The 13,426-nt window shown below is 61.0% G+C and carries 9 protein-coding genes; 7 read left to right on the forward strand and 2 right to left on the reverse strand.

All coding sequences use genetic code 11. The features are described from left to right. The first annotated feature begins 10 nt into the window (after window positions 1–10). From secA to VGB22_10165, 3 genes are read left to right on the forward strand one after another with little or no spacing between them, the layout of a single operon-like run. Window positions 11–2,977: a preprotein translocase subunit SecA gene (secA, locus tag VGB22_10155; protein ID HEX9751626.1), complete on the forward strand. Its 2,967-nt coding sequence runs from the start codon at window positions 11–13 to the stop codon at window positions 2,975–2,977. Window positions 2,978–2,988: 11 nt separating this feature from the next. Then, on the forward strand, window positions 2,989–4,542 hold the full coding sequence (locus VGB22_10160) for a pitrilysin family protein (GenBank protein ID HEX9751627.1): 1,554 nt from the start codon (window positions 2,989–2,991) through the stop codon (window positions 4,540–4,542). A gap of 33 nt (window positions 4,543–4,575) precedes the next feature. Then, on the forward strand, window positions 4,576–5,994 hold the full coding sequence (locus tag VGB22_10165) for a pitrilysin family protein (protein ID HEX9751628.1): 1,419 nt from the start codon (window positions 4,576–4,578) through the stop codon (window positions 5,992–5,994). A 231-nt stretch (window positions 5,995–6,225) separates the two neighbouring features. Here VGB22_10165 and VGB22_10170 read toward each other — a convergent pair whose 3' ends face one another. Together VGB22_10170 and VGB22_10175 are read right to left on the reverse strand one after the other, a co-directional pair. Continuing rightward, window positions 6,226–6,723: a hypothetical protein gene (locus VGB22_10170; GenBank protein ID HEX9751629.1), complete on the reverse strand. Its 498-nt coding sequence runs from the start codon at window positions 6,721–6,723 to the stop codon at window positions 6,226–6,228. A 234-nt stretch (window positions 6,724–6,957) separates the two neighbouring features. After that, on the reverse strand, window positions 6,958–8,115 hold the full coding sequence (locus VGB22_10175) for a hypothetical protein (protein ID HEX9751630.1): 1,158 nt from the start codon (window positions 8,113–8,115) through the stop codon (window positions 6,958–6,960). Between the two features lie 260 nt (window positions 8,116–8,375). Here VGB22_10175 and VGB22_10180 point away from each other — a divergent pair, with 260 nt between their 5' ends. From VGB22_10180 to VGB22_10195, 4 genes are read left to right on the forward strand one after another with little or no spacing between them, the layout of a single operon-like run. Continuing rightward, on the forward strand, window positions 8,376–9,995 hold the full coding sequence (locus tag VGB22_10180) for a sensor domain-containing diguanylate cyclase (GenBank protein HEX9751631.1): 1,620 nt from the start codon (window positions 8,376–8,378) through the stop codon (window positions 9,993–9,995). Window positions 9,996–10,042: 47 nt separating this feature from the next. Beyond that, entirely contained in the window at window positions 10,043–10,972 is a 930-nt protein-coding gene (locus VGB22_10185) for a glycoside hydrolase family 3 N-terminal domain-containing protein (protein HEX9751632.1), read from the forward strand. Next, a complete protein-coding gene (locus VGB22_10190) occupies window positions 10,969–12,144 on the forward strand; it encodes an anhydro-N-acetylmuramic acid kinase (GenBank protein HEX9751633.1) in 1,176 nt (391 codons plus the stop codon). Before VGB22_10185 ends, VGB22_10190 begins: the two co-directional genes overlap by 4 nt. Before the next feature lie 4 nt (window positions 12,145–12,148). After that, window positions 12,149–13,411 carry a SpoIID/LytB domain-containing protein gene (locus tag VGB22_10195; protein HEX9751634.1) on the forward strand — a complete coding sequence of 421 codons (1,263 nt, stop codon included), beginning with the start codon at window positions 12,149–12,151 and terminating at the stop codon, window positions 13,409–13,411. The last annotated feature ends 15 nt before the right edge of the window (window positions 13,412–13,426 follow it).

Genomic DNA, 13,426 nt, shown 5'->3' on the forward strand with positions numbered 1-13,426 from the left:
AGCTGATCCCATGCCCTTCTTCGAAACCATCCTCACCAAGATCTTCGGCTCCAAGCACGAGCGCGAAGTGCGCCGCATCACGCCGGTCGTAGAGACGATCAACAAGTACTTCGACGATTACCAATCGTTCACCGACGACCAGCTACGTGCCAAAACCGACGAATTCAAGCAGCGGATCGCCGACGGTGAGATGCTCGACGAACTGTTGCCCGAAGCGTTCGCCGCGGTCAAAGACGCCTGTCGACGACTCGTCGGGAAGCAGTTCGACGTCGTCGGGATCAAGAACACATGGGACATGGTCCCATATGATGTCCAACTCATCGGCGGCGTCGTACTCCACAACGGCAAGATCGCGGAGATGGCCACCGGCGAGGGCAAGACCCTCGTCGCCACTTTGCCGCTATATCTTAATGCTCTCGAAGGCAAGGGCTGCCATCTCGTCACGGTCAACGATTACCTGGCACTACGCGACTCGCAGTGGATGGGGGAGATTTTCAAGTTCCTCGGCGTGACCGTCGGCTGTATCCAGCACGACATGCCGCCGCCGGTGCGGCGCGAACAGTATCTCTGTGACATCACCTACGGCACCAACAACGAGTTCGGCTTCGACTATCTGCGCGACAACATGTCGGTACGCACGGAAGATCGCGTCCACCGCAACTTCCACTACGCCATCGTCGATGAAGTCGACTCGGTGTTGATCGATGAAGCGCGCACGCCGCTCATTATCGCCGGGCCGACCGGCCGCTCCGACATGGAGCGATATGTCGAGATGCGCAGCTTGGTCGAACGGCTCATGCGCCGCCAGACTGAAATCACCGCGCAGTTGGTCGATGAGGGCGTCAAGCTCTTCGAAGAGGAACAGGAATACGACGCCGGAATCAAACTGCTTGCCGTCAAGCGGGGCGCACCGAAAAACAAACGTTTCATGAAATACCTCAAGGAGACCGGCGTCAAACGCGCCATCGCGCGCGTCGAAGCCGACTTCACGCGCGACAAACGCATGCCGGAGATCGACGAGCCGTTGTTGTTCGCCATCGACGAACGTGAACACACCATCGATCTGACCGACACCGGACTGAACTCTCTTAAGCCGGAAGAGCAGGCACTCTTCGAACTGCCCGATATCGGCGATGGTGTCGCGGAAATCGAAGAACGCGCCGACTTAGACGAGGTCGCCAGGGCCAAAGCCAAAAACGAACTCTACAAGCTCCACTCCGAGCGCTCCGAAAAGGTGCACATCGTTTCGCAGCTTCTGAAGGCGTACTCGCTCTATGAGAAGGACGTCGAGTACGTCGTCAACGAGGGTAAAGTCGTCATCGTCGACGAATTTACCGGCCGCATGATGCCGGGGCGGCGTTATTCCGAGGGACTGCATCAGGCCATCGAGGCGAAAGAGCGCGTCAGGATCGAAGAAGAGACGCAAACGCTGGCCACCATCACGTTACAGAATTATTTCCGTCTGTACGCGAAGCTCGCCGGCATGACCGGCACCGCGGTAACCGAAGCGGCCGAGTTCTTCGACATTTACAAGCTCGACGTTACGTCGGTCCCGTCACACAAGCCGATTCGGCGCCTCGACTATGAGGATGTCATCTTCCGTACGCGTCGGGAGAAGTATGCGGCCATCATCGACGAGATCGTCGAGCAGCACAAAGACGGGCGTCCGGTTCTCGTCGGCACTGTGTCCGTCGAGGTGTCCGAAACGCTCTCCCGTATGCTCAAACGCTTCAACGTGCCGCATGCGGTGCTCAACGCCAAGTACCACCAGCAGGAAGCGGCGATTGTCGCCAACGCCGGTCAGGGCGGACATGTTACGATCGCGACCAACATGGCGGGACGCGGCACCGACATCAAACTCGGCCCCGGTGTCGTCCGCACCTCCGACGACGGTGACGTGACCGGCGGCCTTCACATCATCGGCACCGAACGCCACGAGGCGCGTCGCATCGACCGCCAGTTGCGCGGACGCGCCGGACGGCAGGGCGATCCCGGCTCGTCGCGGTTCTTCCTGTCGCTCGAAGACGATCTCATGCGCCTGTTCGGCTCCGAACGGATCGCATCGATCATGGACCGGCTCGGTGTGCAGGAAGGCGAAGTCATCGAGCATCGCATGGTGACACGCGCCATCGAACGCGCGCAGAAACGCGTCGAAGCGCAAAACTACAGCGTCCGCAAGCACCTGCTCGAATACGACAACGTGATGAATCAGCAGCGCGCGGTCATCTACAACCGCCGCGCACAATGCCTCGAACAGGAGAGTCTGCGCGATGAGGCGATCGAGCTGATTGCTATCGTCTGTGAACGAATGGCGGCCAAGCATTGTCCCGATTCCGATACTCCCGAATACTGGGACACGTCCGCGCTTAAGCTGGATTTGCTCAAGACCGTCATGGTCGACCTGGACTTCGACAGCGAGGGTGTCCGAGGGCTCAACTACAATGGGTTGGTTGCGAAGATCATCGCCGATGCGCTGAAGATCTACGAGATCAAGGAGACCGCGGTCACGCCGGAGATCATGCGGCAGTTGGAACGATTCGCAATGTTGCGCGTCATCGACGAGCGTTGGAAGGAACATCTCTATGAGATGGACCAACTGAAGACCGGCATCGGCCTGCGCGCCTACGGGCAGCGCGATCCGTTGATCGAGTATAAGAAGGAATCCTTTGAAATGTTCACGCTGCTGCTCGACACCATCGAGCGAGAGACGGTCGAGATGATCTACCGGCTGCAAGTCGCGCCGCCTCCCGGTGCGACAGCGCCGGCCGATGCCGGACGCCTGCGCGCGGTGCATGCCGAAGCGACCGCGATGGGATACCGCGGCACGCCGGAGGAATCGCGCACCGCGGGCAAACAACAGCCGGTCAAGCGCACCGAGGCGAAAGTCGGCCGCAACGACCCGTGCCCCTGCGGATCCGGCAAAAAATACAAGAAATGCCACGGCGCAGCGGCCGCTGCGCCCGCCGGCAAAACATAGGGAGGTCACCAATGGGCCATTGGGCTGGGCGCGCATCCGGACTGTCCTGTTCCCTGATCGCGCTCGCGTCGGTGTGTACGTCGGCGTCCGCCGATGATGTCGCGCTGGATGTTAAACGGCATGTGCTCGACAACGGCATGACCATTCTGGTCGTCGAACGGCACACCGCTCCGGTCTTCTCGGCGTACATCCACTATCGGGTCGGCTCGGCCAACGAATGGCCGGGGATGATCGGCGCCGCGCATCTTTTGGAGCACATGCTCTTCAAAGGAACCACGACACTCGGCACAAAAGACTACGCGCGCGAAGCGCCGCTTCTGGCGCGCGAGGATTCGCTGCGCGCACAGATCACGCGCGAGGAGAATCGCTCCCGTATGCTGAACTTCCAGCGCTCGCTGGGTTTGGCCGATGTCGAAGACAATGCGCCGCGCATCGCGCAATTAACCGCGGAATTGGAAGCGGTTAAAACGGCGCTCGCCGACCTGGTCGAAAAGAACGAGTACGAGGAATTGTACAATCGCAACGGCGCAACCTCGTTCAATGCGGGCACCGGCTATGACGGCACGACCTATTATGTCGCGCTGCCGTCCAATCGCCTGCCGTTGTTTTTCGAAGTCGAGGGCGACCGTATGGCCAATCCGATTTTGCGCGAGTTTTACGCCGAACGCGACGTGGTCATCGAGGAACGCCGTCTCAAGGTCGACAACGAAGGCGATGCCAAGCTCTTCGAGCAATTGATCGGTACCGCGTTCATCGCCCATCCCTACCAGATTTTTTGGGAGTGGAAGTCCGAAGTCGCGCAATTGACCCGCCCCAAACTCGTCGACTTCTTCAAACGCTACTATGCGCCCAACCGCATGGTGCTGGCCATCGTCGGCGATGTGTCCGCCGAGGACGTGTTCGCCCTGGCCGACCATCACTTCGGCCCGACGCCGCGTCAGCCCGATCCCGATCCCATTGCGACGGTTGAGCCGGTGCAGGAGGGCGAGCGCCGCGTCTGTCAGGAGTTCGACGCCGAGCCGTATCTCTCCGTCGGCTATCACAAGACCGCATTCGACGATCCCGAGGAGATCGTCTTCCGCGTCATCCATCGCGTGCTCTCCGATGGACGCACGTCGCGCCTGTACAAGTCGCTGGTGCTCGATCAGCAAATCGCGGTTCACGTCTCCACGTATGATTTCCCCGGTTCGGAATCGGGCGATTTGTACCCAAATCTGCTCGGCATCGACGTTGTACCCAAGGCGCCCCACACGACGGCGGATGCCGAGCAGGCGCTGTATGCCGAGCTCGATCGCCTCGGACGCGAACCGATCAGCGGCGACGAACTGCAGAAGGTGAAGAATCGCATCGAAGCCGACTTTGTCTGGTCGCTGTATTCGAATCTGGGTCTGGCGTCGAATCTGGCTGAATACGAAGCGCGCGCCGGTAATTGGCAGTATCTGCTGACCGTCCGCGATCAACTCGCCAAGGTGAGCCAGAACGACATCATGCGCGTGGCATCGATCGCATTCCGCCCGCAAAACCGCACGGTCGCAACATTGGTGCCGATGGAGCCGGAGGGCTGAGGCGCGATCAACCCATCACGGAGAACGATGAGAATGAAATCACTTCGCACACAGACTTGGTTGATGGCGGTCGCAGTCGCGGGCATGGCCGCTTCACTCACGCCGCCCGCCGATGCGCGATCGCCGTACTTTGACCGCACGTTCGATCCGATTCAATTCGAACCGCCGACACCCTCGCGTTTCCAGCTCGGCAACGGCATGATCGTCTACTTCCTGCCCGATCAATCGTTGCCGGTTGTCACAGTAAATGCGCTCGTGCGGGCCGGAGGCGTGTACACTCCGGAGTCACAAACTGGATTGGCGTCGATCACCGGCGAGACGATGGTGACTGGCGGCACGCGCACCTTCGATCCCGATCGGCTCGATGCCTTCATCGAGTTCCGCGGCATCCGTCTGGACGGATCGATCGGCGACGAATCCGGCTCGTTTTCGCTGCGGTGTCTCGCCGAGGATTTCGACACGGCGCTGTCGGTCTTTGCCGAAGTCCTGCGATTCCCGCGATTCGACTCCGCGCGCGTGAATCTTGCGCTCGCTGACGCGCGCGAAGACCTGCGCCGGCAGAACGATTCGCCCGGACGCATCATCGCCCGCGAGTTCTCGAAGTTGGTCTACGGCAGCCATCCGTATGGACGATCGGCGACCGAGCAGACGCTCGATGCGGTCACACGCGCGCGTCTGATCGACTTTCACAAACAATTCTTCAAACCCAACAACATCATGTTGGCGATCTCAGGAAGCATCGATGGCGCCGCCCTGAAGCAGCGTCTGGAATCGACGTTCGGCGACTGGGTTTCCGCCCCGGTCGATTGGCCGCAGATTCCCGGCGTTCAGGCGCCACAGCCGGGACTCTACCAAATCGCCAAGGACATCAACCAGACCAACATCCGTTTCGGGCACCTCGGAGTCGAACGGCACAATCCCGACCGCTACGCCCTGCGCGTGCTCAACGACATCCTCGGCGGCGGCGGATTCACCTCGCGTATGATGGAAAGCGTGCGCTCCGACTCCGGCTGGGCCTATTCGGTCGGCACACGCTTCACCGCGCTCAATCAGCCCGGCGTCTTCTACGCGTCGTGCCAGACCAAGGCCGAGACCACGATGAAGACACTCAAACTGATGCGCTGGATCGTCGACGACATCATCGACCGCGGCATCTCACAGGACGAACTCGATGTCGCCAAGGACGCGATCCTCAACTCCGATGTCTTCCAGTACGAGACCCCGCGCGAGATCGTCGAACGCTACGCATGGATGGAGTATTACGGCTTCCCGATGGACCAGATGAAGAAGGACGTCGAAGCCATCGCCGCCGTGACCAGGGCGGACGTCGAAGCCGCCGCCCGCAAGTATTTGCATCCCGACAACTATGTCGTGCTGGTCGTCGGCCCCATCGACGAATTCGATGCGCCGCTCGGCAGCGCGGGCGAAGTGAACACGATTGAGCTGGAATAGCCGTCAACAGAGCAATCCTGGGCGGGTCAGACCCTGGGCTGACCATCGTTACGACCGAAACGGAAACCTCCATACGTGTGCGCCAGGCGTCCTCGCCTGGCGCAGATTTCCACTCACCTGAAGTCCGAGCGCGCAACTAACCCTCTCCCTTTTGAGTGAGAGGGAAGGGTGAGGGTGCTCGTGTATTGCGACCCGACCGCCGCTAACCCGGTCGGAAACATGCGGCGTTAGTCAGTCCGAACGCGATTCCGTCAATTCGTACTCCACCGAAATCACTTCCCGCAGTTCATCGTCGAAAACGTGCAGCAGCAATACTTCCGCCCCAGCGTCTTCGCCGTACATCTGCCGGTAACGCTCCGCGACCGGAGACAGGTCGAACCGCAATGTCGCGGGAACGTTTGCGGTGCAGTAGTCCTCATTGCCGTCGTGCCGCAGAAACAACATCACCTGCGGCAGATCTGTCGGGATGAACAGGTCCGGCGCCATGAACATCCCGAAGTGGTGCTCCTTGCAGCCACCGCCGTACTGGATGAACAGTTCCAGTGAATCGCCGATCACGGCGGCCGTGTGGAGCGTAAACTCGTCGAGCAGCAATTCTGCCGGCGGCGTGTTGACGATCTGCACCACGTGGTCACTGTCGCCCTCCGATCCTGTGACGCGGCTGCACGCAGCGAGAACTACAATCAGCGATGCCACCAGCGATGCAGTTGCTACGTGGGTTGACTTCATGAGTACCTCTCGGATCTGAGCTTGAAGCGGACTCTATAGGGTCTGCTTAAACGGACACGTCTTCTTAAGTAAGCAACCTGCGTACCGACCGACATATCGGCATGGGTTACAACATCTTGTCAATGAGGTACAAAAAATGCGAGGATGGCAGCGCACAGAATCGGTGCACAGAGGCATCAGATCGAACTGTCTGCGGAATGGCCGCTAATCTGGTCACCCCGGGCCGGGGACATGCTATACGGCGGTCTCCCCGGCGCAGGTCCCCGTGTGGTAACGATATGCCGTCAGCAGAAATCCGCCCAGCCCGGAGCACAGCACGATCAGCTCGGCCAGCCAGCCGACATAGGGAATCCCGGTCACCAGCGCGACGATCAGTACGCCGAGGAACATTCCGGCGATCAGCCCCAGCCCGCGCGACATGCGTGTACGTCCGAGGATCATATCGCCGATGGCCAACCCCACAAATACCGGCGCCAGATAAATCAGCACGATCCACCCCAGCATGACCAGTATCGCCACCGGGATGCCGAGAACGGTCAAACCGAGAATGACTGCGGCAATGGGAAGGCAAATCAGGAACAATGCGCCCAGTCCCAGACTGCGAAGTGATGCGGCGCTTAGGCAATGGATCGACTCACGCATGAAGGGGCGGAACAACACAAGCAGCAGCAGGCCGGTGACGAAGCGCGCCAGGAACCACCATGCATCCCACACAAAATCCCCGGTCGAATAACCGGTATCCTTCCCCTCGGGCTTGCCGACGGTCACGCCGCCGAGAATCGATGCGCCTTCATCGATCGTCGGTTCGTTTTCGGATTCGATTGTCAGCCGTCCGCCGATGATCGCCGTGGGAAGAATCACAACTTTGTGCCCTTCTATCTTGGCGTCGCCGTCGATCTGCCCGGCGATCGTCACAGTGTTTCCGCCCGCATGCAGCAATCCGCCGACCCGTCCGCGAATCACAATTTCGTTTCCGAACAGCGTCGCGTCCTTCTCGACCCAGCCGCGCGAATCGAGGGTGATGTTTTCAGAAAATGCCAGCAGGTTGCGTTCGATGTGACCGCGCACCGTGGTTGTCTGCGCGGCGACTCGCACCGAATTGCGCACGCGACCGTTGATGTCCACGCGCTGTCCGACTGCCATGACCGAGTTGTCGATGTCGGCGCTGTCGCTGACCGTAATCGTTCGCCCCGCCGCAAAGAAGTCGCCGATGACCACGGCATCGAGATGGATGTCGCCGCCGGCAGTGAAGATGTCGTCGAGAATCTCGCCGCCGGATATCTCGACCACGTCGGCCGAGCGGAACTGGGTCGCCAAAAGATTCGCCGGACAGAGGATCAGCAGGGCTCCCAGCCCCACCGCGGTTGACACGGCATTTGAGAAACGGCTCAACCTTTTCTCCTTCATCAGGTTTCCTGAGTTACCGACTGGTCTTTGTACGTGATTTCACATCCGGTGTTTCGGGCTCATGTAAGGCCCTCTACGGGTTGCCGCAAGCTTTTTGTTCGTGGTCCGACGGTGGTCGAGTTTCGATCAGTCAGACTCGATCTGGGGACATTTACCCACTCGACACAAGCGATCTTCTGCCGATACAAGGACTTAGAGCACCACGTCCGGTCGCGATCAGTGCATCCGGATCGTGGCGTTGTGCCATGCGCATTGCCAGCATCCCATATTGGGAATCGTACGCGCGCGTCGAGCGGTTGTATTGGTTCCTGCGAGTCCTTGTCTTTGCGGGCGTCGCGCTCAACATCAATCCCCTGAGCGATACTCTGGCGGTACCGTGGTATCGGTGGGCGATACCGTCCGGATACGCGTTGTCTCTGGTGTTGCCTCCGTTACTCCAGAGGATTCCGTCGGTCGGTTTCGCGGCAATTTTCTGGCCGGTGCTCGCATTCGACGTGACCGTGATCAGTGCGGTGTCCCACTTCGCCGGGTCGGGGACGCACGATTTATTCGTTCTCTATTACGTATTGGTCGCATTCGTCGGCTACCATTTGGACTTTGTCACGGCCATCTGTGTCGCGTTCGGAATGGCCGTGGTTTACGCCGTTCCGCCCATGCTGACTCATGGAGCATTTCAGCCGACCCAGATGGTGTTTCGCGGCGCGGTGCTGTGTGCATTCGCCGGCGCGATGAGCATGGCCGCCCGCTCGGCGCGGACCTCGACCGACCGGCTGCTGAATGCCATGGACAAGCTCAACGAACGGACGACCGAACTGGAACGCAGCCACGCGCAGTTGCAGACCATCTATGAGACCTCGCGCTCACTGGCGCACATGCTTGCCGAGCAGAGTGTCATCGAGCGCGTATTGCACATCGCCCGCTCGGTTCTCAATTATCCCGTGTGCGAAATCTACACCTGGGACCAGGTGTCGGGCAAACTGCGACTGAAAGGTCGCGTCGACGGCCCCACCACGCGCCGCTACGATCGCGCGCCGACTGTCCCGATGACGCCGAACTTCCAGCGGGCGATCAACAAGCAGGAGATTGCCAGGGTCGTCGACCGCAATCTCGGGCGCACCGTCGTCGACGGCACGCCGCATCGTTCGCAATTGGTCGCGCCGATGATGACCGAGGGCAAGGTCATCGGTCTGCTCAATGCCGAGTCGCCCAACATCAATGCCTTCAGCGACCGGGATGAACGCGTCTTCTCGATCCTGGCGGCCTCCACCGCCCTGGCGCTGAAAAATGCCGATCTGCACCGGCAAATGGAGAAGCTGACCATCGAAGACGAACTGACCCGCGTGTTCAACTTCCGCTACTTCCGATCACGGCTCGAAGACGAACGACGCCGCGCGGTGCGCTACGGGCAGCCGTTATCACTCATCATGGTCGACATCGACTGGTTTAAGCAGCTCAACGACCGTCATGGCCATCAGATCGGCAACATCGCGCTCTGCCAGCTCGCCTCTGTCATCGGCGCTTGCATCCGCGACGTTGACATTCTGGCCCGCTACGGCGGCGAGGAGTTCATCGTCATCCTGCCCCAGACCGGCACTGATGAAGCCCGTTCCATCGGCGAGCGCATCCGGCATAAGGTTGAGCAAACCGAGTTCGGCCCCGACGCCGCCGAACGTCCGATCCGCATCACCGTTTCGGTCGGCGTCTCGTGTTTCCCCGAAAGCGGCGGCTCCGAAGAAAATCTGGTCGAGTCCGTCGACCAGGCGCTCTATCGGGCCAAGGACGCCGGCAAGAATTCCGTGCGTCTCTACGAGGCCGGATTCACGATGCCCGCGGGTGCATCGCGGCCCACCCACACCGCCCACTAAAAGCCCCATTGCGCGCCGCCGACACAGTGTCTTTATAATCACTCGTGATGACTCACGCGCGGAACATCTCATCGCCTCTGGTCTTCTCCTACGACGGCACTGGCCCGGACCGTGAGCTGCTGCGCTGGATCGAGGATCGACGGGTCGGCGGTGTCGTGATTTTTCGTGAGAATGCCGTCGATGAACGGGCGCTGTCCATCGCCATCCGCGCATTGCGCGACGCCGGCGGTCCCACGCTGCGGATCATGATCGATGAGGAGGGCGGCCAAGTCCGCCGTCTGCCGGACGCTCCCACCTCGATGCGCGACCTGCGGGACTACGAAGCGGAGGATGTCCGCGTCGTGGCGGATGCCTACGCCAATGTTGCCCGACGGCTCGATGGCTTCGGCATCGATACTCTATTGGCGCCGGTCGTGGATGTCGGGAACCACCATGCCGAGTGGCTCCGTCGAAGGACGTATTCCGATTCGGCGCCTCAAGTGGCGCTCATGGCTTCCGCTGTGATTCCGGCCATTCAACGGGTCGGCGTTGCCGCATGCGCCAAGCACTTCCCCGGTACGCGTACGGTCGCGCAGGATACGCACCGCAACGAAGCAATCGGGGACGCGTCGATTCCGGATTGGGAACGAATTGACGTAATCCCCTTCCGGGCCGCCATCCAGGCGGGTGTCGCGACCGTCATGGTCGGCCACCAGCGGATGCAGTCGCTGGATGCGGCACGTCCAGCCTGCCTCTCGCCGATCATCGTGAGAGCACTGCTTCGCGAACGGCTCGGCTTTAACGGCTTGGTGTTGACCGATGACATGGCGATGAGCGCGATCACGCAGCGCTACTCGATGGACATGGCGGTGCCGGCCGCGAGCGCGGCGGGATGCGACTACCTCCTCGTCTGTCGCAATCGTCTCCTCCAAAGGCAGGCGCTGTTTGCCTATGAAGAGCACCTTGCCAACGCGACAACTTCCCAATCGACCTCATGAGAGCGGGCAATTCCCTCAAAGACATCCTGCGCCGCCGCCGCCTCAATGTGCTGGGTGTCAACAGCGGCACGTCCATGGATGGCCTCGATCTGACTTTGTTGCGGATCGACGATCGGCGGCCGTCGCCGCGATTTCGAGTGCTGGCAACCGGACAGAATGCAATCCCCGGACGCATTCGGCGCGCGCTCATGTCTGCTGCATCGACGGACACATTGGACAAGCGCGAACTCATCGTTCTGGACATGGCGCTCGGACGTGCCATCGCCGCTGCGGCACGGTCAATCATGCGCCGTCATCCCGTCGATGTGATCGCTTCGCACGGGCAGACGGTTGCCCATTACCCGAAGTCGTCGCCGGCTCTGTGGAGCGGCCCGACCACGCTGCAAATCGGATCACCCGACGTGATCGCTCACCTGTCGGGTCGTGTGACGGTCGGCGACTTCCGCGCAGCCGATACCGCCGCGGGCGGGATGGGGGCGCCGCTGTCCGGATACTATCACCATTTGCTGTTTGGAACAGGATGCATCGTCCTGAACCTCGGCGGCATCGCCAACATCTCGGTATCACAATATTCGCGCGGCCGGCTCCGGGTTATCGCATTCGACATCGGTCCCGGCAACATGATCTCCGACGAACTCGCGAGACGGCTGTTGGGCAGGCCCTTCGATCGTCATGGTCGTGAGGCGATGCGCGGCACAGCAATCGCCCCCGCACTCCGGCGCGTATTGAATCATCCTTACTTTCGCCGGCGTCCGCCCAAGACATGCGGCCGGGAGGAGTTTGGCGCAGCATTTGTGGAACAGAGCGTTCTGATGAGGGGTGCAAGCAGTGACAAGCCCGCCGATTGGCTGGCCACCGTCGTCGAGATCACGGCGCGCGCGACGGAACGCGCGATCAGCCGATGGATCAAGCCGATCACGTCATCACGCCGGCTCATCGTCTCCGGCGGCGGCGGTTGCAATCGCGCGTTGATGCGGCGGCTGCGCGATCTGTTGATCGGATGGGAGCTGGTCGGAAGTGATGAATTCGGAATCCCGCCGCAGTTCGTGGAACCGGCGGGGTTTGCGATACTGGCTCACGAAACTCTGCGGGGCCGCGCGGGAAATCTCGGGAGCGCAACCGGGGGCAAGCCCGCCGTTCTCGGCGTGATTGCGCAGCCCTATACTGGATAGCTCAATGTCCCGATTTGTTCGGTATTCGTCACTCTTCGCATTACTGCTGCCCGGCGCGACCGGCTGCGTCTCCCAGCTTACGACGACGGCCGGATTGTTTCGCGCCGATCGAACGGTGCCGCCGGTCGTGCGCGTGCGGCTCCCCGATCCCGGCAGTGAGTTGATCGTCTCCACGACCGACCGCATGCTCATCCGTATTCCCGAGCAGCCGACCGGCGCCATATTGACTTACTCGACGCACGCCAGTGTGCAGCTTACGATTCATAATGGCGGCATCGACGTCATTTCGGCCGACGGCGCGCGCCTGGGGCTGGACCTCAATGGCCTCACGATCCAGACTGTCAACGACGACGGAGTCCTCACGGTCAACGGCATCGCTCATTCCGGCTGTCTGATCGTTGGCCGCGACAACGCGGAGATTCAGGTTGTCAACCGCCTCAATCTCGATGACTACCTCACCGGGGTCCTGCAGCCGGAGCTGGGGGAACGTCGGGATGATGAAATCGAAGCGGTCAAGGCGCAGGCGGTCGCCGCGCGAACTTATGCCCTGGCGCATTTGGGCCAGTACGAATCGAAGTCGTACGACCTGCACGCCGATGTCAGCGATCAGGTCTACCTCGGGCGCAGCCAGCGCCGCGACTGGGTCGACCGGGCCGTCTCCGCGACTGCTGGCGAAGTGATCCGCTCAGACGGCCACTTGATCGACGCGTTCTATCACTCAACCTGCGGCGGCTCCACCGATGCCATCGAGGACATCTGGGGATCGTCGCCGCGACCCTATCTGCAAAGAGTCGTCGACGACACGTTTTGCCTCTGGTCCAAATACACCGAGTGGACAGAAGAATTCGACGAACCGACACTGACCGGCAACCTGCGCTCCTATCGGCGTCTGCTGCGTGACGCCCCCATCGCCGACTTTGATCGTATCACCGACATCCGTCTCGATGGCAGGACTGCCGGGGGGCGGTACCGCCGCCTGACGGTGGAAACATCGTCGGGGATTTGGACAATCCTGGACGACAAGATTCGCTGGGCGCTGGGACGTCCGTCGCGTCCGGGGACGATTCTGCCGTCGAGCAATTTCACTCTGGAGCCGACGCGTGACGCCGATGGCCGCGTTGTCGGTGCTGTTGTTCACGGCACCGGATACGGCCATGGGGTCGGCATGTGCCAGTGCGGCATGATCGGTCGCGCCCGCGACGGGGAGCGTTATGACATAATCCTGACGACGTACTACCCCGGCACCGAGGTCGTACGGGTGTACTGAGCACTTCGGATAGCT

Source organism: Candidatus Zixiibacteriota bacterium (genome assembly GCA_036397555.1).
Classification (GTDB): Bacteria; Zixibacteria; MSB-5A5; order WJJR01; family WJJR01; genus DATKYL01.

Excerpts from the sequence above, each read along its gene's own strand:
- VGB22_10160 (HEX9751627.1), top strand. The coding sequence starts at position 2,989 with ATGGGCCATTGGGCTGGGCGCGCATCCGGACTGTCCTGTTCCCTGATC.
- VGB22_10185 (HEX9751632.1), top strand. The coding sequence starts at position 10,043 with ATGACTCACGCGCGGAACATCTCATCGCCTCTGGTCTTCTCCTACGAC.
- VGB22_10165 (HEX9751628.1), top strand. The coding sequence starts at position 4,576 with ATGAAATCACTTCGCACACAGACTTGGTTGATGGCGGTCGCAGTCGCG.
- VGB22_10180 (HEX9751631.1), top strand. The coding sequence starts at position 8,376 with ATGCGCATTGCCAGCATCCCATATTGGGAATCGTACGCGCGCGTCGAG.
- VGB22_10170 (HEX9751629.1), bottom strand. The coding sequence starts at position 6,723 with ATGAAGTCAACCCACGTAGCAACTGCATCGCTGGTGGCATCGCTGATT.
- VGB22_10195 (HEX9751634.1), top strand. The coding sequence starts at position 12,149 with ATGTCCCGATTTGTTCGGTATTCGTCACTCTTCGCATTACTGCTGCCC.
- VGB22_10190 (HEX9751633.1), top strand. The coding sequence starts at position 10,969 with ATGAGAGCGGGCAATTCCCTCAAAGACATCCTGCGCCGCCGCCGCCTC.
- secA (HEX9751626.1), top strand. The coding sequence starts at position 11 with ATGCCCTTCTTCGAAACCATCCTCACCAAGATCTTCGGCTCCAAGCAC.